This window comes from Streptomyces sp. NPDC033180, assembly GCF_055577645.1.
On sequence record NZ_JBVIPU010000002.1, the window covers coordinates 131,030 to 149,358 of the forward strand.

Annotated in this window: 19 protein-coding genes; 9 read left to right on the top strand and 10 right to left on the bottom strand. The window is 70.7% G+C overall.

Features of this window, described 5'->3' with window-relative positions; all coding sequences use genetic code 11:
* The first annotated feature begins 17 nt into the window (after positions 1-17).
* From ACZ5WE_RS07210 to ACZ5WE_RS07225, 4 genes are all read left to right on the top strand, one after another.
* Positions 18-1,061: an acyltransferase domain-containing protein gene (locus tag ACZ5WE_RS07210; protein ID WP_467684936.1), complete on the top strand. Its 1,044-nt coding sequence runs from the start codon at positions 18-20 to the stop codon at positions 1,059-1,061.
* A gap of 116 nt (positions 1,062-1,177) precedes the next feature.
* Positions 1,178-2,446, top strand: coding sequence for a beta-ketoacyl-[acyl-carrier-protein] synthase family protein (locus ACZ5WE_RS07215; RefSeq protein WP_467684934.1), 1,269 nt, complete (start codon positions 1,178-1,180; stop codon positions 2,444-2,446).
* The gene (locus ACZ5WE_RS07220) at positions 2,443-3,678 is read left to right on the top strand and encodes a ketosynthase chain-length factor (RefSeq protein ID WP_467684932.1); all 1,236 of its coding nucleotides are present in this window, start codon (positions 2,443-2,445) and stop codon (positions 3,676-3,678) included. The genes ACZ5WE_RS07215 and ACZ5WE_RS07220 overlap by 4 nt, the downstream gene beginning before the upstream one ends.
* Positions 3,679-3,751: 73 nt before the next feature.
* Positions 3,752-4,027, top strand: coding sequence for an acyl carrier protein (locus ACZ5WE_RS07225; RefSeq protein ID WP_467684930.1), 276 nt, complete (start codon positions 3,752-3,754; stop codon positions 4,025-4,027).
* An 89-nt stretch (positions 4,028-4,116) separates the two neighbouring features.
* Here the strand turns inward: ACZ5WE_RS07225 and ACZ5WE_RS07230 are convergent, their stop codons facing one another.
* Positions 4,117-5,217 (bottom strand): phosphotransferase family protein, encoded by a 1,101-nt coding sequence (locus ACZ5WE_RS07230; protein ID WP_467684928.1) that lies wholly within the window; start codon positions 5,215-5,217, stop codon positions 4,117-4,119.
* A 349-nt stretch (positions 5,218-5,566) separates the two neighbouring features.
* Here ACZ5WE_RS07230 and ACZ5WE_RS07235 point away from each other — a divergent pair, with 349 nt between their 5' ends.
* Positions 5,567-6,295, top strand: a complete 729-nt coding sequence (locus ACZ5WE_RS07235; RefSeq protein WP_467684926.1) for an SDR family NAD(P)-dependent oxidoreductase — start codon at positions 5,567-5,569, stop codon at positions 6,293-6,295.
* Between the two features lie 106 nt (positions 6,296-6,401).
* On the top strand, positions 6,402-7,328 hold the full coding sequence (locus ACZ5WE_RS07240) for a zinc-binding dehydrogenase (RefSeq protein WP_467684924.1): 927 nt from the start codon (positions 6,402-6,404) through the stop codon (positions 7,326-7,328).
* Positions 7,329-8,223: 895 nt separating this feature from the next.
* Here the strand turns inward: ACZ5WE_RS07240 and ACZ5WE_RS07245 are convergent.
* Positions 8,224-8,871, bottom strand: a complete 648-nt coding sequence (locus ACZ5WE_RS07245; protein WP_467684922.1) for a hemerythrin domain-containing protein — start codon at positions 8,869-8,871, stop codon at positions 8,224-8,226.
* A 61-nt stretch (positions 8,872-8,932) separates the two neighbouring features.
* Positions 8,933-10,504, bottom strand: coding sequence for a DHA2 family efflux MFS transporter permease subunit (locus ACZ5WE_RS07250; protein WP_467684920.1), 1,572 nt, complete (start codon positions 10,502-10,504; stop codon positions 8,933-8,935).
* A gap of 350 nt (positions 10,505-10,854) precedes the next feature.
* Between ACZ5WE_RS07250 and ACZ5WE_RS07255 the strand changes: the two genes are divergently transcribed.
* Positions 10,855-11,805, top strand: coding sequence for an MBL fold metallo-hydrolase (locus ACZ5WE_RS07255; RefSeq protein WP_467684918.1), 951 nt, complete (start codon positions 10,855-10,857; stop codon positions 11,803-11,805).
* A 120-nt stretch (positions 11,806-11,925) separates the two neighbouring features.
* On the opposite strand, the gene ACZ5WE_RS07260 is transcribed toward ACZ5WE_RS07255, so the two are convergent.
* Positions 11,926-12,867 (bottom strand): aromatase/cyclase, encoded by a 942-nt coding sequence (locus tag ACZ5WE_RS07260; RefSeq protein ID WP_467684916.1) that lies wholly within the window; start codon positions 12,865-12,867, stop codon positions 11,926-11,928.
* A 184-nt stretch (positions 12,868-13,051) separates the two neighbouring features.
* Positions 13,052-13,837, bottom strand: coding sequence for an SDR family NAD(P)-dependent oxidoreductase (locus ACZ5WE_RS07265; protein ID WP_467685203.1), 786 nt, complete (start codon positions 13,835-13,837; stop codon positions 13,052-13,054).
* A 230-nt stretch (positions 13,838-14,067) separates the two neighbouring features.
* Here ACZ5WE_RS07265 and ACZ5WE_RS07270 point away from each other — a divergent pair, with 230 nt between their 5' ends.
* Both ACZ5WE_RS07270 and ACZ5WE_RS07275 read left to right on the top strand, forming a co-directional pair.
* Positions 14,068-14,772 (top strand): L,D-transpeptidase family protein, encoded by a 705-nt coding sequence (locus tag ACZ5WE_RS07270; RefSeq protein WP_467684914.1) that lies wholly within the window; start codon positions 14,068-14,070, stop codon positions 14,770-14,772.
* A 78-nt stretch (positions 14,773-14,850) separates the two neighbouring features.
* Positions 14,851-15,315, top strand: a complete 465-nt coding sequence (locus ACZ5WE_RS07275) for an SRPBCC family protein (protein WP_467685201.1) — start codon at positions 14,851-14,853, stop codon at positions 15,313-15,315.
* A gap of 124 nt (positions 15,316-15,439) precedes the next feature.
* On the opposite strand, the gene ACZ5WE_RS07280 is transcribed toward ACZ5WE_RS07275, so the two are convergent.
* Genes ACZ5WE_RS07280 through ACZ5WE_RS07300 form a run of 5 tightly spaced genes read right to left on the bottom strand, consistent with a single transcriptional unit; the run spans position 15,440 to position 18,326 of the window.
* Positions 15,440-15,721, bottom strand: coding sequence for a gas vesicle protein K (locus ACZ5WE_RS07280; RefSeq protein WP_467684912.1), 282 nt, complete (start codon positions 15,719-15,721; stop codon positions 15,440-15,442).
* Positions 15,718-15,954: a gas vesicle protein gene (locus ACZ5WE_RS07285; protein WP_160502560.1), complete on the bottom strand. Its 237-nt coding sequence runs from the start codon at positions 15,952-15,954 to the stop codon at positions 15,718-15,720. Before ACZ5WE_RS07285 ends, ACZ5WE_RS07280 begins: the two co-directional genes overlap by 4 nt.
* The gene (locus ACZ5WE_RS07290) at positions 15,951-16,862 is read right to left on the bottom strand and encodes a GvpL/GvpF family gas vesicle protein (RefSeq protein ID WP_467684910.1); all 912 of its coding nucleotides are present in this window, start codon (positions 16,860-16,862) and stop codon (positions 15,951-15,953) included. Before ACZ5WE_RS07290 ends, ACZ5WE_RS07285 begins: the two co-directional genes overlap by 4 nt.
* 58 nt (positions 16,863-16,920) lie before the next feature.
* Positions 16,921-17,283 (bottom strand): gas vesicle protein, encoded by a 363-nt coding sequence (locus ACZ5WE_RS07295; protein WP_467684908.1) that lies wholly within the window; start codon positions 17,281-17,283, stop codon positions 16,921-16,923.
* Between the two features lie 8 nt (positions 17,284-17,291).
* Positions 17,292-18,326 (bottom strand): SRPBCC family protein, encoded by a 1,035-nt coding sequence (locus tag ACZ5WE_RS07300; RefSeq protein WP_467684906.1) that lies wholly within the window; start codon positions 18,324-18,326, stop codon positions 17,292-17,294.
* Between the last annotated feature and the right edge of the window lie 3 nt (positions 18,327-18,329).

Genomic DNA, 18,329 nt, shown 5'->3' on the forward strand with positions numbered 1-18,329 from the left:
GCCCTCTGGAGGCTGCCGTGCGCCCGACCACTCCGCCGTCCCCGGCTCCCGCGCCACGCGGTGCGGCCCTGTTGTTCCCCGGCCAGGGAGCTCAACAGCCCTTCATGGCCGTGGGGTTGTACCGCGGGCATCCGCCGTTCCGCCGTCTCATGGACGAGGCGTTCGAGGTGTGGGGCGCCGAGGGCGCCGCGCTGCGCGCCGACTGGCTTTCGGACTCCCCGGCCGTGGACCTGGACGGAGTGCGCAGGGCCCAGCCCCTGCTGTTCGCCGTCGACTGGGCGCTCGGCCGCATGGTGCTCGAATGGGGAGTGCGGCCCTCGGCCCTGCTCGGCCACAGCGTCGGCGAGGTCGCGGCGGCCACCCTGGCCGGTGTCTTCACGCTGGAGGAAGCGGCCGGGCTCATGGCCGAGCGTGTGGCGCACATCGAGTCCGCGCCGGCCGGCGGCATGCTCGCCGTGCACGCGGCCGCCGCCGACATGGCGCCCTTCCTGCACGCCGACGTGGTGGTGGGCGCCGTGAACGCACCGCGTCAGGTGATCCTTGCCGGTTCCGAGGCACCACTCGCCGCGTCGGAGGCCCGGCTGCGCGCGGCGGGGTTCACCTGCCGCAGAACCCGCGCGCTCAGCCCGTTCCACAGCCCGGCGCTCGCCCCGGCGGGGCAGGCGGCGCTGCCCGCGCTGTCCCGCCTGCCGCTGCGGGCGCCCCGGCTTCCGCTGATCTCGGCGTACACGGCAGGCCCGCTGACCCCGGCCGAGGCGACCGACCCGCGGTTCTGGGCCGGGCAGCCCGCCGCCCCCGTACTCTTCGCCCCCGCCCTCGATGCGCTGCTCGGTGCCGGTGAGCTGCTGCTGCTCGAGGCCGGGCCCGGGCAGGGGCTCACCGCCCTGGCCAAGCGGCATCCGGCGGTCGGCACCGGACGCTCGTCCGCCCTGGGACTGCTGCCCGCGCGCTCCAGGGGCGACGCGTCGGATCTGCACAGCCTCCGTACGGCGGTCGAACGGCTGTTGTCCGAGGGGTGGTTGGCAGATGACCCGCTGCCGGCACCGGTGAGCGCGCCCTGAGGCAAGGACCGGACCAGCACGCAACCAGAGGCCCACCATCCCGCCTCCAGGCAGGACTGCGAGCGTGACAGCTCGGGGCCGGTCACCGGACCCCGCCGACTGTGAGTGAGGATGTCATGGAGCGTCGCATCGTCATTACGGGGATCGGTGCAGTGGCCCCCGGCAAGCCGGGCGCCAAGGAGTACTGGGAGCTGATCTCGAACGGCCGCACGGCCACGCGTACGATCTCGTCCTTCGATCCTGCGCCTTACCGGTCCCGGGTCGCCGCCGAATGCGACTTCGACCCCTTCGCCGCCGGCCTCGGCAGGCAGGAGGTCCGGCGCATGGACCGGGCCACCCAGCTCGCCGTCGCCGCCGCCCGCGAGGCCGTCGCCGACAGCGGCCTCGACCTGCCCGCGGACGACCCCACCACCGTCGGCGTGTCCCTCGGCAATGCCGTGGGCTGCACGACGAGCATGGAGAGGGAGTACACCGTCCTCAGCAACGAGGGCGCCGACTGGCTGGTCGACCACCGCTACGCCGTACCCCACCTCTACGACCACTTCGTGCCGAGCTCCATCGCGGTCGAACTGGCGCGGCTCGTGGGGGCGCAGGGCCCGGTGGCGCTCGTCTCGGACGGCTGCACGTCGGGCCTCGACGCGATCGGCCACGCCACGGACCTGATTCGCGAGGGCAGCGCGGATGTCGTGATCAGCGGCGGCACCGACGCCCCGATCTCGCCGATCACCCTGGCCTGCTTCGACGCCATCAAGGCGACCACTCCCCGCAACGACGACCCGGAGCACGCCTCCCGCCCGTTCGACGCGACGCGCAACGGGCTCGTCCTGGGCGAAGGGGCCGCCGTGCTCGTGCTCGAGGAGCTCGAGCACGCAAGGCGCCGCGGGGCCCGGATCTACGCGGAGGTCGCCGGGGTCGGCACGCGCTGCAACGCGTACCACATGACCGGACTGCGGTCCGACGGGACGGAGATGGCCGATGCCATCACGCACGCCCTCGCGGAGGCCCGCCTCACGCCGGAGTCGATCGACTACGTCAACGCCCACGGTTCGAGCACCAAGCAGAACGACCGCCACGAGACCGCCGCTTTCAAGACGGCACTTGGGCGGCACGCCTACGACGTCCCCGTCAGCTCGGTGAAGTCGATGATCGGGCACTCCCTCGGCGCGATCGGCGCACTGGAACTGGTCGCGTGCGTGCTCGCCATGCGTGACGGCCTCATCCCACCGACCGCCAACCTGCACGAACCGGACCCGGTCTGCGACCTGGACTACGTACCGCTACGGGCCAGGGAGGCCGAGGTCGACAACGTACTGAGCGTCGGCAGCGGTTTCGGCGGCTTCCAGACCGCCGTGGTGCTGGCCCGGCCCGATCGGGCGGCGGCATGAGCGGCGACGGCGCGACGCGCACCGTGGTCACCGGCGTCGGCGTGGCCGCGCCCAACGGAATCGGTACGGAGGCGTACTGGGCGGCGACGCTGGCGGGACGCAGCGGCATCGCCCCGACGACGCGCTACGACGCTGCCGGATATCCTCTGCAACTCGCGGGAGAGGTAACGGGCTTCGAGCCCGAGCAGCACATCCCGAGCCGGCTCATCCCGCAGACCGACCACGGCACCCGGCTCTCCCTGTACGCGGCCGACGAGGCGCTGCGCGACAGCACGCTCGACCCCGAGCAGCTTCCCCCGTACGGCATGGGGGTGGCCACGGCCTCGTCGATGGGCGGCTTCGAGTTCGGGCAGCGGGAGTTGCAGAACCTGTGGAGCAAGGGCGGGCGGTTCGTCAGCGCGTACCAGTCCTTCGCCTGGTTCTACGCCGTGAACACCGGCCAGATCTCCATTCGGCACGGTCTGCGGGGCTCCAGCAACACCGTGGTCACCGACGCGGCCGGCGGCCTCGACGCGGTGGGCAACGCCCGGCGGCAGATCCGCAAGGGAACCACCGCGATGCTCACCGGCGGCGTCGACGGCGCCCTGTGCCCGCTCGGCTTCGCCGGGCAGCTCAGCTCCGGTGCGTTGAGCTCCGGAAGCGACGCGGACCACGCGTTCCTGCCCTTCGCCGACGACGCTCACGGCCAAGTGCCGGGCGAGGGCGGTGCGTTCCTGGTCCTGGAGGACGCCGCGAGCGCGCGGCGGCGCGGCGCCAGGAGCTATGGCGAGGTCGCGGGCTACGCGGCGACGTTCGACCCCGGTCCGTCGGCGTCCGACCAGGCGCCCACGGGGTTGGTTCGTGCGATCCGGCGGGCGCTGCAGGACGCCGGGACGGCCGCGGAGGACGTGGACGTGGTGTTCGCCGACGCTGCCGGTGTGCCCGACCTCGACCGGGCGGAGTCCCGCGCGCTCGGTGAGGTGTTCGGTCCTGGCGGTGTCCCGGTGACCGCGCCCAAGAGCATGACGGGCAGGCTCTTCGCGGGCGGCGCCTCCCTCGACCTGGCGACCGCGCTGCTCGCCCTGCGGGACGGCACGATCCCGCACACCGCGAACGTGTCGGGCCCCGGCTCCGGGCATCCCATCGACCTCGTCACCGGGGAGCCGCGCGCGGCGGACCTGCGCTGCGCGCTGGTCGTGGCGCGCGGGCGGGGCGGGTTCAACGCCGCCGCCGTCGTACGACGGGACGCCTGACGCAAAACGCGGCGCGTTCCCTTGTACAGGGCGTGCCCCCTCTCACCCCTTCCGCTCACCGAAAGGACATCTCATGAGCGACACCCATGCGACCGTGACCGAACTGACCGTGGAGGACCTCACCCGCATCATGCGGGAGTCCGCGGGTGAGGACGAGTCGGTCGACCTCAGCGGCGACATCCTCGACTCCGACTTCACGGAACTCGGTTACGACTCCCTCGCCCTGCTGGAGACCGCCGGGCGGATATCCCGCGACTACGGCATCGAGCTGAGCGACGACGACCTCGACGGCATCGCGACGCCGCGGGAGTTCCTGGCCGCCGTCAACCGGACACTGGCCGCCGCGTAGTTCCGGCGGCCGGTCGCGGAGACGGGCGGGCGGGGCACACCTGGTGCGGTGTGCCCCGCCCGCCCGTCTCGCGCGTCTCCGGCTGGCCGTCAGTGGGCGACCGTAGCGCCGGACCGGGCTCCCGCCTCCTCCAGGACACGGGCCAGCAGCCGCGTCGCGTTGCGGTGCAGCGGGAAGTCGGTGCCGGGCGGCATGATGCCGCTCTCCTCGAGCAGCCGGGTCACCCGTGCGGTGAGCACGCAGAACCGGAACGCGGCGAAGACCTCGTAGTACTCCAGGTGTTGCACGACGCGCCCGGTGAGCCGCTCGTAATGGCGCACCGTCTCGGCACGGTCGGGAAGCCCGGTGAGCCGGACCGCGCCGATGCCCTCGCTCAGGTGCCGGTCCAGGTGCAGGAACCAGGCCAGGTCCGACTCGGGCCTGCCCAGCGCGGCCATCTCCCAGTCCAGTACGGCCGCCGGTGTCTCCCCGGCGTAGATGATGTTGCCGAGCCTGGCGTCGCCCCACAACAGGCCGGGCCGGCCCGTCTCCTCGGGTTGGTTGTCGTGCAGCCACGTCAGGGCCGTCGTCGCGGCCCGGTTGTCGTCCGCGCCGTAGAACGGCAGGAGGTGGGTGTACTCGGCGAGTTGCTGCGTGAGGTGGCCGGTGCCGTACTGCGGCCGGTCGAGGAAGCCGAGGCCGAGCGCGACCGGGTCGAGCCGGTGGATCGCGGCGAGCATCTCGACACCGCCGAGCCAGACGGCGCGACGGCTGTGCGGCGACAGCTCGGCCAGCCATCCCTCACGGTGGTACGAGGGGAAGTCCGCGGGCACCTCGCCCTCGATCCGGCGCATCACCAGGAACGGCGCACCGAGCACGGAAGAGCCGGGCTCGTGCCCGAGGAGGGGGGCCACGGGGACGTCCGTGCCGTTGAGGGCCTCAAGGAGCCTGACCTGCTCCGTCCAGCGGTCGTCGGGGTGAACGCGGTGCCCGGTGGGAGCCACCCGGACGGCCAGGGGTTCGCGGCGGGCCGTGCCCCCCTCGGTCCACTCGGCGTCGCACAGCAGGATCTCTCCCGAGAATCCGGCGGCGCCGGGCACCCGGACCGGGCCGACCTTCAGCTGGCCCGTTCGGGGCTGCCAACGGGCCGTGAGCCAGTCGGCCAGCGCCAGTCGGGTCTGTTCGGGGTCGCGCTGCACGGGAACGGGCACGGACTTTCTCCTTCAGCGGTCGGCGGCCGGCGGTCAGTAGTCGGCAGGGAGCCCGCCCCGGCTACGGCGTTCGGAACACGGCATTGGGGCCACCGCATTCGCACCACGGCGTTCGGTCCGGGCGGAGCCCGAGTCTCGCCGGGGCCCCTGGCACCTGAATCCAGCGGCGCTGGGGAGCGGGCCGTCACCGGGACCGGTCGCGCGCGTCTCCAGCCGGTCTCCCTCGCCTCGCCAGCGCGGCGGAGCAGCATCGTGCTCCCGTACTCCGCGGGCGCGTCTTCGCGGACTCTTCTTCTTCGCGGGCGCGTCTGCGCGGACTCTGCTTCCCGACCGGAACACAGGAGGAGCAATGCAGTTGCAGGGCAGGACCGCCGTGGTCACCGGCGGAACACGCGGTCTGGGCAGGGCCGTCGCTCAGGCGCTGGCCGACGAGGGTGCCATCGTGGTCGCCGCGGCCAGGGACGTACAGCCCGACGCCCCCGACCGGGGTGGCCGGATCGTCCACGTCAAGGCCGACGTCACGGTGCCCCAGTCGATCGCCGACCTGATGCGTACGGCCCACGAACGGTACGGCGGTCCGCACATCGTGGTCGCCAACGCCGGGGTGAGCAGGCCGGGTCCGGTGTCGGCGCTTTCCGACGAGCACTGGGACACAGTGATCGGCACCAACCTGACGGGTGTGTTCCACACGGTCAGGGCGGCTGTGCCCTACCTCCGGGACGCCGAGGCGGGCCGGATCATCACCATGTCCTCGCTGCTCGGGCGGCGTGCCATGCCCGGCGCCGCCGCGTACTGCGCCTCCAAGGCAGCCGTCGAGCGGTTGACGGAGGTCTGCGCGCTGGAGCTGGCGCCGCAGGGGATCACGGTGAACTGCCTCTCCCCCGGCTTCACCGACGAGGGCCAGGGCCGGGAGCTGATCGCCAACGAGACGATCTGGCCTCGGCTGCAGGGCACCTTGGCCACCGGCCGGGCGGGCACGGGAGCCGAAGTCGCCCGCGCCGCCGTGTTCCTGGCCTCCCCGGAGAGCAGTTACGTGAACGGCGCGGTGCTGCCGGTCGACGGCGGCGTGCGCTGGTGATCGTGCTCTCCCCGGACTCCTCTCCGCCCGATAGCCCCCTGCTTCTCCCTTCTTCCTCTCTTCTTCCTCGTATCTCTCACGACGACAGCCCGGAGGCGACAGCCACGTGCAAGCACTCACCACTCCCGCAGACGGCGGCACCGGGGTGCGCCCGGTAGCCGTTGCCGAGCCCGAACCACGCCCCGACCAGGCCCTCGTGGAGGTCAGGGCGGTCTCTGTGAACCGCGGCGACCTGTCACTGCTCGGCATGCTGCCACCGGGCTCGCGGCTGGGCTTCGACGTGGCCGGCACCGTGGTCCGCGCGGCGGCCGACGGCAGCGGGCCACCGCCCGGCACCCGGGTGGCGGGTGTGGCCGAGCGGGACGGCTGGAGCGAGCGCGTCGCCCTGTCCACCACACGGCTCGCCCCGCTCCCCGACGGCGTCCAGTGGACCGACGCGGCGGCCATCCCCGTGGCCGGTCTCACCGCCCTGTACGCCCTGCGGCACGCCGGATCCCTGCTGGGCCGCCGGGTTCTGGTCACCGGCGCCAGCGGCGGTGTGGGCCGCTTCGTCGTTCAACTGGCCCGGGCCGCCGGGGCCGAGGTGGCCGCCTGGGCCGGTTCGACGGAGCGGATGAAGGGCCTGAGCGAACTGGGCGCCGCCGACGTGTCCACCTACGAGGCGGGGCCCGGGGCGACCCAGCCGGTGCACGTCCTTGTGGACAGCGTCGGCGGCGAGGTGTTGCGCGGCGCCTACCAAATGGTCCAGTCGCGCGGCGTCGTCGTCTGTTACGGCAACACCACGCGCTGCGAGCTGTCCCTGCCCTTCGACTGGGGGCATGCCCGCCCCGGTGTCCGGATCCGCTATCTCCACCTGTTCGACGAGATGCCGCGCAGGCCTGTCGGCAACGATCTCGCCGTACTGCTGCAACTCGTCGCCAAGGGCGCCTTGGACCCGCAGGTCGCGCTCGTGGGCGACTGGGCGGACCCGGAGCCCGCCCTGCGCCGCGTCGGCGAACGTCAGGTCAACGGCAAAGCGGTGCTGGTGCTCTGAGCCGGCCCCGCGCACGAGGCAGCGCCCCGGGCCGGGCCACGCGAAACGCCTCCCGGGGCGCTCCCCTGCGGCGGTCGGCGACCCCAGAACACCGTCATGCCCAGGAGCGAGCGCCTGCAACGGCTCGCCCTCACCTGGCAGACCCGTGCTCACCGTGCCGCCGCCTGCCCGACGCCCGCGCACCCTCACCCCACCGCGCCTGCGCCCGTCAGGTGAGGGCCGGTTCGTTGCACGAGCCTGCGGCGAGCGCCGCCGGGCCCCTTGGACGGCCGGGTCCCGGTGGCCCCACGAAGCCGGCGTGCGCCGCCTGCGGCGGGTCGGCCTCTGCTCGCCCGATCCGCTGGGCCTGCTCACGCCGGGCCCGTTGCCGGGCCGCCAACCGGCCGCCCTCGGGGTATCTCAAGCCACCGCCCCGCTTGCCCAGGCTCGTCCAGGCAGCCCACGACGCGACAGGTCCAGGCAGTCCCAGACCGGCCAACTCCAGTTCCCCGGGCTGCGCTTGACGAGGTGCCCGGCCGACCCCGCCCCCGGTCTGGGCATCGAGTACGTTCCGGGCCGGGGTGGGGCAGGCTCTGCCACTCCCGCCCGGGCCGAGCTGGACCGGGCGGTGGTCGCCACGCCCTGGCCAGGAGACGAGACGGCGGCGCCATAACGCGCGACCTGCTGAAGGCCCGCGGCCTGGCGGCGCCCCGCACGGCGGCGAAACACGGTGTGACGCTGCCGCTCACGCTCGAGGCGGGCGGTCCTTGCCCGCCTGTCGCGGGGGCGCTGTCCCAACGGCGGTCGGCACGCCCAGGGCCGGCAGCTTCCTGCCGGGCAAAGAAGGCCGCCGGACCGGTGCCGGACGCACCGGGGGATTGCACGTCCGGCACCGGAGTCTTGGCATGGCGCCCCCTCAGGAGAGGGCCATGCCCTTCCAGGGCGAGTTGCGCTCGTACCTGGGCCGCCACACCGCGCGGTAGACCAGGCGCAGCGGCGGCGGGACGCGCTCGAGCACGGTGCGCCGTTCGGTCTCCGGCACCCCCTCGAGCAGCCAGGGAAAGAACGTCGCCGCGCCCTTGATACCGACCTGGCTGCGCTGCTCGGCCACGAAGGCCCCCCACTCGGCCGCCGTCAGCTCGCTCTCCAGCAGCGGCAGGGCCCGGGCCTCCTCATGGTCGAGGTGGTCGCTCAGACAGGCGGTGACATCCTCCATGAGTTCAGGCAGCGCCCGTTCACCGCCCTCCTCCTGCAGCGCCACGTCGATCTTCCCCACGACCCCGTCGAGCTGGGCGTGCTCGACCTCCATGGCCTGCAGCATCCCCAACGCCTCGTCCCGCCCGGCCAGTTTGGCGCGCAGGACGGGCCACAGCGCCTGGTCCTCGGCGACATGGTGGATCGTCAGGTAGGTCCTGAAGAGCCGCCATCCCCGGCGGAAGGCGGCGGCGTCATCGTGCTGGACCGCCGCCAGCAGCCGCAGATCCCGCCGGAAGGCACGGTGGATCGCGTACATCATCGTCAGGTCGACGGGGGGTGCACTGCCGCTCTGGGCTCGGGCGTTCACTGCGGGCTCCTCTGGTCGGGTACGGCATGCGGTGCTAGGGCTCGGCGAGTATCCGGACGGCTCAGATCACCACGCCCCTCCCGGCGTTCTCCGCGTCCTCGGAGGAGACCCGGATCACCCAGAGGGCCAGGACGAACGCGCCGAGCAGGATGAAGCCGGCCACCAGGAACGCAGTGCCGTAGCCCTGCGCGAGCGCGTCGAACACCGCTTTGCGGACCTGGGGCGGCATGTGCGCCGCGTCCGCGGGCCCATATCCCTCGGCCGACTCGGCGGCGGCGCGGCCCATCAGCTCCGTGAGCCGGTCCTTGGTGACGGTGACCGCGACCGTCCCCAGGGCCGCGAGACCCAGCGCCGCACCGACCTGCTGTCCGGCGTTGAGCAGGGCGGAGGAGACACCGGCCCGGGCCGTGCTCACCCCCGCCACCGCCGCCAGGGTCAGCGGCACGAAGCACAGGCCCACACTGCAGCCGGACAATACCAACGGGCCCAGCAGATCGCCGCCGTAGCTGCCCTCCGGGCTGAGCCGCGAGAACCAGAAGAAGGCGACGGCCGCCAGCAGCGTCCCCGCGCCGAGCAGGACCCGCGGCCCCACCCGCCCCACCACCTGGCTGCTGATCGTCGCGAAGACGGCCGCGCCCACCGCGAACGGCAGGAAGGCGAAGCCGGTCCTGAGCGGGCTGAAGCCGAGCACGATCTGCATGAACAGGGTGAGGAAGTAGAAGAGAACGATCATGCCGGCGCCCAGTGTCAGCATGATCGCGTACGCGCCGGACCGGTTGCGGTTGCCAAAGATGCTCAGTGGCATGAGCGGAGAGGCACTGCGGACTTCGATGACGACGAAAAGGGCCAGCAGTGCGGCGCCGACGGCGAGCGGGGTGAGCGTGCCCGCGCTGCCCCAGTCGTCGGTGGCCGCGTGGATCAGCCCGTACACCACGAGGGACATGCCGATCGTCGAGGTGACCGCGCCCGGCAGATCCAGCCGCCGGCCGCCTGCGCTGACATGCTCGGCGGGAAAGGCCCTGAACGCGGCCAGCAACAGCAGGATGCCGATGGGCACGTTGACAAACAGCACCCAGCGCCAGCTGAGCGCGTCGGTAAAGACACCGCCCAGTACGTTGCCCAGCGCGCCGCCCGCACCGCCCATGGCCGCATAGATGCCCATGGCCCTGTTGCGTTCGCCGCCCTCCGAGAACGTGCCGGCGATCAGCGCCAGCGCGGCGGGAGCAACCAGAGCTCCGGCCATGCCCTGCACCGCCCGGGCGGCAATCAGCCAGCCCTGGTTGGTCGCCACCCCGCCGAGCAGCGAGGCCACCGTCAGCAGGGCGATACCCCACAGGAACGTACGGCGCTGGCCGAACAGATCCGCGATCCGCCCGCCCAGCAACAACAGCCCACCAAAGGCGAGCGCATAGGCGTTGACCACCCACTCCAGGTTCGTCGCGGAGAAGTCCAACGCCCCCTGGATGGAGGGCAACGCCACGTTCACGATCGAGACATCGAGGACCACCATCAGCTGGGCGACCGCGATGGCAGCCAGCGCCAGCCCCTTGCGGGAACCAGAACCCGCCGCCGTGCCGGCTTGCGGTGCAGCGGGCCCGGCCTCGTGGGCCTGCCCCAGGGATCGTTCGGACACCAGAGCTCTCCAGTTGATGAGCGGGAAGGGAAGAAGAACGTACGCAGATGGACATGAATGCCAGGGAATGCGCAGGGATTGCGATGTACCGGGTCGGGGGGCGGGCGTACAGGGGTGTGCGGGTATGTGGGGTGGGCCGCCCCGCCAAGTTACGGAACAGACTGCCCCACAACTACGGAACAGTATGTCCCGCAGTGATCTGCGGTGCAAGGTGTTCCACCCAGTGGGCCTGTGGCCCGCGCCGCTCCTCCTCCGCGCGGCCACCGCCCCACCTGCGCCCCTCCAGCGGGACGGCAGATCGTGAGGACCGCGCGCAGCGCACCCGCCTTCGTCCCGGGAAGGAAACCCCGATGACTCATCCGCCGGCCCCGCCCCACCCCGACGCCCCGCTCGCGCCGGCCCCCGCTCGTCTGGAAGAGCTCGCCCCGGGCGTCCACGCCTACATCCAGCCGGACGGCGGCTGGTGCCTGAACAACGCCGGCGTACTGATCGGCGACGACGCGGTGGCCGTGGTGGACAGCGCCGCCACCGAACGGCGGGCCCGTGCCCTGCGCGCGGCCATCGCCTCGCGCACCCCGCTGGAGGTGCGCACCCTCATCACCACCCACCACCACGGCGACCACCACTTCGGCAACTCGGTGCTCGCCCCGCACGCCACCGTGGTGTCCCACCAGAGCACCCGGGCAGAAATGGCCCGGCGCGGCCTGGCGATGCGGGAGGTCTGGCCGGCCACCCAGTGGGGCGACATCCGCCTCGCACTGCCCACTCTCACCTTCCGCGAGCAGGCCACGCTCCACGTCGGCGCCCTGACCGCCGAGTTGATACACGTCGGCCCCGCACACACCACCAGCGACATCGTGGTCTGGCTCCCCCAGCAGCGCATCCTGTTCGCCGGAGACGTCCTGCTCCCCGGCTGCACCCCCTTCGTCCTCATGGGCTCGCTGAGCGGCACCCTCAAGGCGATCACACGGCTGCGCGACCTCGACCCCGCCATCATCGTGGGCGGGCACGGGCCCGTCGCCGGCCCCGAAGTGCTCGATGCCACCCGCGAGTACCTGCTGTGGGTGCGCCAGATCGCCCGGGCCGGCCTGGCCGCCGAACTCACCCCCCTGCAGACGGCGCTGGGCACCGACCTCGGCGCCCACGCCCAACTCCGCGACACCGAACGCCTGGTGGCCAACCTCCACCGCGCCTACGCCGAGGAGTCACCCCTGACACACGGCACCGAGATCCGCTCGGCCCCCATCTTCGAGGAGATGGCACAGTTCAACGGCGGCCGCCCCTTGACCTGCCACGCTTGAACAGCAAGCACCTCTCGAGCGCACCCCGGCCGGGCAGGCCAGGGTGCGCTGAGGTGTGCCGGGCAGCTGGCTCCTTGCTCCTCGCTCCTGGCTCCTGGCTCCTGGCTCCTGGCACCGTGATCAGCGCACGGAACTGCGCTCGGTGAATTCCTTGGCATGACGCAGCGTCGCCAGGCTGTTGGTGCCCAGCGCGTCCCGGACGAACGCCCGCGCACCGGCCACCGTGGTCTCTGGCCCCAGGACCGCGAGCGAGGACGGATCGATGACCACGGTGTGGCGTGCCACCGCCGTCGTCACACCCTCCGACTCCTCCAGCAGCCAGGCCCCCACATGCGCCGTGAGCAACGGCGGCACACGCAACTGCTTGTAGACGATCCGGGAATCACCGAGGTTCACGCGCACCGACTCGGTGGTGTGCCGGGAGCCGTCCTTGGCCAGCGTGTCCATCTCCAGGACCTGGATATCCGCCTCAGGCTCCGTCAACTTCACCCGGGCCACGTGCGGAAGCCTCTCCTGCCACTGCTCACCACGCCACAAGAACGCATGCACCTCGGCCCTCGGTGCCTCGATGGGCACCCGGTCCTCAAAGCTGCACAACAACTCCCCCAACCGCCCCGCCGACTCCGCGGTCGCCTTCAACCGGCCCAGCTCGGCCTCGCTGTTGCCATCCAGCGCCCGGTTGATCCACTCCACGTTCTCCGCAGCGTCATCCACCGCCGTGAACTCGTGAACCAGCACCACCTCGCACCGACTCTCCGACAACGGGCGAACCTGCCACCGGCCCCCCATCGACGTCGCCGGAGCCGTCGTCCTCTCCTGCCGGAAACCCACCGTCAGCCCCAGTGGATCCAATCGGCGCCGGGACTGCCAGGACTTGACCTCACCATTGGCCACGGCCCAGACCCGCAACACCTCCTCACCACCATCCAGTGGCGTCTGCTCCACATGAACCGACGGAGGAAAAACACGCGGCCAGTCAGCGGCCTCCGCGATCATCGCGTACACCGTGCGCGCCGGAGCATCAACGATGATCGAGTGCCGAGCATGATGCGTCACTGCCATAACAAATCCCGCTCTCCTCCGGTCGAACTCAACAGACTCAACGAACTGAACGGGCCGGGCGGGCGCGCAAGTCCCTCACACACCCACCGGTACGCACCGCACCGGCCCGGCCCCGGGGCCTGGCCCGGCCTGGCCATCCGGGCTCCGTGCAGAGCCCCGCGCGGGAACACACCGCGCGGACGCATCAGTAATTGCCCAGACCGCCACAGACGTTGATGGCCTGAGCGGTGATCGGTGCGGCAGCCGGGCTGGCGAGATAGCCGACCAGAGCCGCCACCTCCTCCGGAGCGGTGTAACGGCCCAGCGGGATCTTCGCCTCGAACCGCCTGAGCACTTCCTCCTCCGCGATCCCCCAGTGGCCCGCGTACCCCTCCCGCACCGACTGGGCCATGGGAGTCTCCACATAACCGGGACACACGGCATTGACCGTGATCCCGCTCTTCGCCAGCTCCAGCCCCAGCGACTTCGTGAAACCCACCACCGCATGCTTCGAAGCGCTGTACGGCGCTCCCAACACCACCCCCTGCTTCCCTCCCGTCGAAGCAATATTGATAATCCGCCCCGTCGACCTCTCCTCCATCCCCCCCGCGGTAAGCACCTCACGCGTCACCCGGAAAACACTCGTCAAATTCGTTTCCATCACGTCATTCCACAACTCATCCGACACCTGCGCCGTCACCCCCCCGCCACTCCGACCCGCGTTGTTGACCAGAATGTCAATCGGCCCGAACCGCTCCACCGCCGACGCCACACACCCCGCCACATCGACACCCGACCGCACGTCAGCAGCCATTCCATCCGCCACCACTCCCGCCTCCGACAACTCCTTCACCACCGCCGCGACATCCCCGTCACTCCGCGCGGTGAGAAACACCCGAACACCCGCCTGACCCAACACATCGACCACCGCACGACCGATGCCCCGCGTCCCACCCGTCACCAACGCCACCCGAGACTCTTCACCCTCCACAACCGTCACCACGACACTCCCTCCCAAGTAACCGACACCGACCACCCCACCCTGGCCCACACCCCTGGAGAACCACTCAAGAGCCAAAAGAGCCACCAGCAACAGACCGCCGTAAAGCCAGCTTCACCTCGACACGCTCTCGGCTTCCGTGCAAAGTAATAGAATTGAAAGATAATGCGGGAGTGCTCAGAACTACGCTGCCCCGACTGATCGTCCCCTTGCTCCTCTGCATGGTTTCCCTCAGCGGATGCGGCGACGAGAAAGCTCCAGCCGACAGCCGGTCGGGCAACAATGCGCCGCCGCACCATGCTGAGAGCAAAATCCCGCCGCCGAACCGGGCCATCTCCATCCCCCAACTCGGTCCGCGGATGCAGAAGGACGTGGACCGTCTGGGCGCCAAGCAGGTAGTCCTGGTGACGGGAGACGCCCCGGACTCCAGCTACGCGACGGTCCACTTGTTCGAGCGCGAGGCCATGACCGGATGGCGCAGAGTCTTCGAGCCGTGGCCGGCTCGCAACGGTCAACGCGGCTGGACCGCTCACCACACTGCAAGCGATCGGGCCACTCCGGTAGGAGTGTTCGGCCTCACCGACGCCGGCGGCCTTCTGCCCGACCCAGGTTCCAAGCTGCCTTACGACCAGTCCCCCGTCTACGACGAGGATGGCGTCGGCTTCCTGGGGCAGTCTCTCGAAGGTGCCTTTGACCATGTAGTGGCCATCAACTACAACCGACAGCCCGGCTCCCCGCCCAGAGACCTCGCGCGGCCACTGGGGCCCGAAGCCGGTGGAGGCATCTTCGTCCACATGGATCACGGTGGCCCGACACAGGCATGTGTGGCACTACCGCGTAAGAAGATGACCGAACTCCTGAAATGGCTCGACCCCAAGATGACCCCGGTGATCGCCATGGGTGACGTCGAATCAGTCGCCCGGTGAATCCGCGTCGTCCAGGGACCGACCGCTTCGACCGCTTCCGCTGGTCCTCGGTTACGTGATCGTGCGAGGGTGGCCCGCATGACGACAGAACGCTTTGAAGTGCAGCGTCAGATAGCCGCGCCCCCGGAGAAGATCTTCGCGTTGTTGTGTGACCCTGCCGGGCACGTGATGATCGACAGCTCAGGCATGCTGCAGTCCGCGGAGGGCGAGGCCGTGCGCGGGGCCGGCGACGAGTTTGTCGTCCACATGGACCGTGAGGCGTTGAACGACTACCCGTTGGGCAAGTACGACGTCACGGTGATCATCACTCGGTTCGAGCAGGATTCCCTGATCGAATGGACCATCTCCGGCCAGATCCAGCCTCCCATCCGGCACCTCTACGGCTATCGGCTCAAGGCCGACGAGGGCGGCACGCTGGTTACGTCGTACTACGACTGGAGCGAGATCGAGGAACGGTACCGCGAGGCCGGCATCTTCCCGGTCATCCCTGAGGCAGGACTGCGCGCGACCCTCGGGATTCTGGCGCGGAACGTGGAGCAGTGATCGAGCGACCCGCTTGGCCGTCGGTTGCCGCGTCGAATGCCAGAGTAAGTCGAATGCCTGAGTAATACGCGGCTCCAGCGCCCCGCCCCAGCACGGCAGTCGTCCAAGGGCCAGGGGCGGGGTGTCAGTCATGCGGAAGCAGGGATCCGAGCGGGCCCAGGTCGAGATTGAGGTCTTCGCGACGCAGCCCGTGACGCTCGCAAAGGTCGGTCATGCGTTCATCGAGAAGCATGAGCGCGGTCCCGACTCTCTCCTCTTGTTCGTCGGTGAGGTCGCCGGCGTCGAACCGGCGTACGGCTTGACGCTCCATCAGCTGACGGAGCAATTCGACCACGGTGAGGACGAGCGAAGCCAGGTCGCGGCCGACCGCGTCGGGATCGAGGTCCAGTCGGGCGGTCGTGCTCACAGCGGCCCTCCGTCCGCCCACGGCGCCGGCACACGCTCGCTCACGGACGCCAGCAGTGCGTGCAACGAGATCCGTACCAGAGGCACCTCCGCGATGGCGATGACGAGGTCGCCGCTGACCACGACTCCGGTGGCCAGCACCCGGTCGAGGAGGTCCACGAGTGGCACACCGATAGGGGCGCCACTGTCCGGGCCCTGCCAAGCGACGGGCTGCGCGGCCGTGTGCGGGCTCATGCGTGGCTCCCTACGGCATCGGGGCGGCCATCGCCGCCGGGGCGGCCATCGCCTTGCGGCTGGGCGTGCGATGTGTCGACCGCTTCCGTGGGGGAGGCCGCATCCACGAACGAGTAGGGCACCCACGGGCCGGTGACTTCCACCTCGCAGCCCTCGAATTCGGGCGCGGCACGCAGCCGGTCGAGGAGCGCGAGGAATTCCGCCCGGCTCCGCTCAGGGACCAGACAGGCGGCGTTCATGATCTGGGTACGGCCACGGCCGACGATCTCGGCGCTGTGTGGTCTGCGGCGCACTGTCGCATCCGCGACCGAGAGGACGGCACGGTCGAGCAACTCGGCAGCATCCAGCGCGCGTTGTCGGCGATCGTCCCGTTCCTGGCCGCGCTCGCGCAATCGGGCCAGGTAGGTCCGACCGCTGGGTGCGGGCGGTGCGTCGTTGCGCGCCGAGGGTTCCTGCTCGGGCTGCGCAGAGTGCGGGGCCTGCGCGCGGGGAGCGAGCAGGTTGACCTTCACCGCCCACTCGTCCCGGCCCGTGATCCGTTCCAGAGTGCGCTCGAAGCACGGCCCGCCGGCCGCCAAGGCGGCCCGGCTCCGCTCCTCGGAGTGATACAGCGTGGCCAGCGGCAGCGGGATCGCCCCACCCCGCGCGGCGAAGGCGGTCACCACTGCGTGGTGGTCCCGTACGCAGCGCTCCAGCATCGCGGGGTCGGACAGCCGCTCGCGCAGCGCCTCTTCGGAGTAGTCGTGGGCCGGAACGTCCTGGACCACGGCCCACAGAGCACCGGCCGGAACCAGACGCAGGGGCCCGCCGCCTTCGTGGCCCGCCAGGTCCGGGGGCAGCTCCGGGCCTCGGCCTCGTCGGACGGCGAACACACACACGGCATACGCGGGGGTGGACGCTGTTGCCATCAGTGGGACTTCTCCTTCATCCGATCCGGCTCTTCCGATCCGGCTCTTCCGATCCGGTTCATCCGTTCCGGTCCATCCGATTCGGTCGCTGCGGTCTGTCGTCAGCCGGAGTGAGCTCTTCGAGCTGTGCGCGCAGCCGACGGTTCTCCTCCCGAAGGTCATCGCGGGCGGCGCTCGATGACAGGGCCGGATCCGTCTCCCACCAGTCGATGCCGGCCTTGCGCGCGGTGTCCACGGAGGCGATGAACAGCCGGAGCCTGATGGTGAGCAACTCGATGTCGAGCAGGTCGATCTTGATGTCTCCGGCGATGACGACGCCTTTGTCCAGCACCCGTTCGAGGATGTCGGCGAGGCTTCCGTCAGGGGGACGGGAAAGGTCCGATGCCTGAGGTGAGGAGCGCCAGGTGTCGAGATCGTCCATGGACCCGGTCACCGCCTTCGGGCAGATCGGGCGCGGGGTCGCCTGTCGTCCTGATCCTCCTCGCCTTCCTCGTCCTCCTGATCGTCCTCGTCGTCCTCGTCGGCCTCCTCGTCCTGGTCCTCCGGGCCGACCTCCTCGTCCTGGTCGTACTCCTCGTCCTCGGCGTCATCCTCGTACTCGGAATCGGCGCCGTTGTCCTCGCCCTCGTCGTCGTAGTCGTCGTCCTCCAGCCCCTCCTCATGCGAGCGGACGACCTCGCCGTCCCGGATCTCACCGCGCCAGCCCTCCACCTCTTCGTCCGCATTGAGCGTCACGTAGCGGGCGAAGTGCTTGAGGTCGAGCCGCAGGCGACGGCCCTGGGCACGCCAGAGGTTGCCGGTCTTCTCGAAGAAGCCGGCGGGGTAGTACTCGACGACCATGACGACACGGGTCAGTGTCGGGGCGAGCTCGTGGAAACTGACGGCCCCGCGGGTGCTGCCCTTGCTTCCCTCCGACGTCCAGACGATCCGGTCGTCGGGCACCTGCTCCTGAACCGTCGCCTTCCAACTCCGGCTGGACGGGCCGACCTTCACCTTCCAGTCCGAACTCACGTCGTCGTCGGACATCGAGACGCTGCGGACGCCCTTGGTGAAACTGCTGAACTCCTCGTACTGGGTCCACTGGTCGTACACCGTTCGCAGCGGGACACCCACGTCGATCATCTCGACGATATTGGTGACCTTGGTGTCGCCGGCTCCCCCGCCACCGCCCGAGGAGAACAGGTCCTTCGCCTTGCCGACGACGTTGTCCTTGAGGTCCTTGGCCTTCTCCGCCACAACGGCCTTCACGGGCGAGTCGCCGCCCAGCATCCGGGCGCCCGCCCGTGGTAGGGACCCACCGTTGTCCGCCACGTCCTGCAGTTTGTCGGTGAGACCACCCAGCGCGTCACCCAGCCGGTCCGTCAGGTGTTGTGCCTGAGCATCGAGAAAGTCGGTGAGCCCATCGCGCAGCCGGTCCATGCCCGACTCTCCGCCGCTGCCGGCGCTCTTCTTCCGTTCGGCCATGGC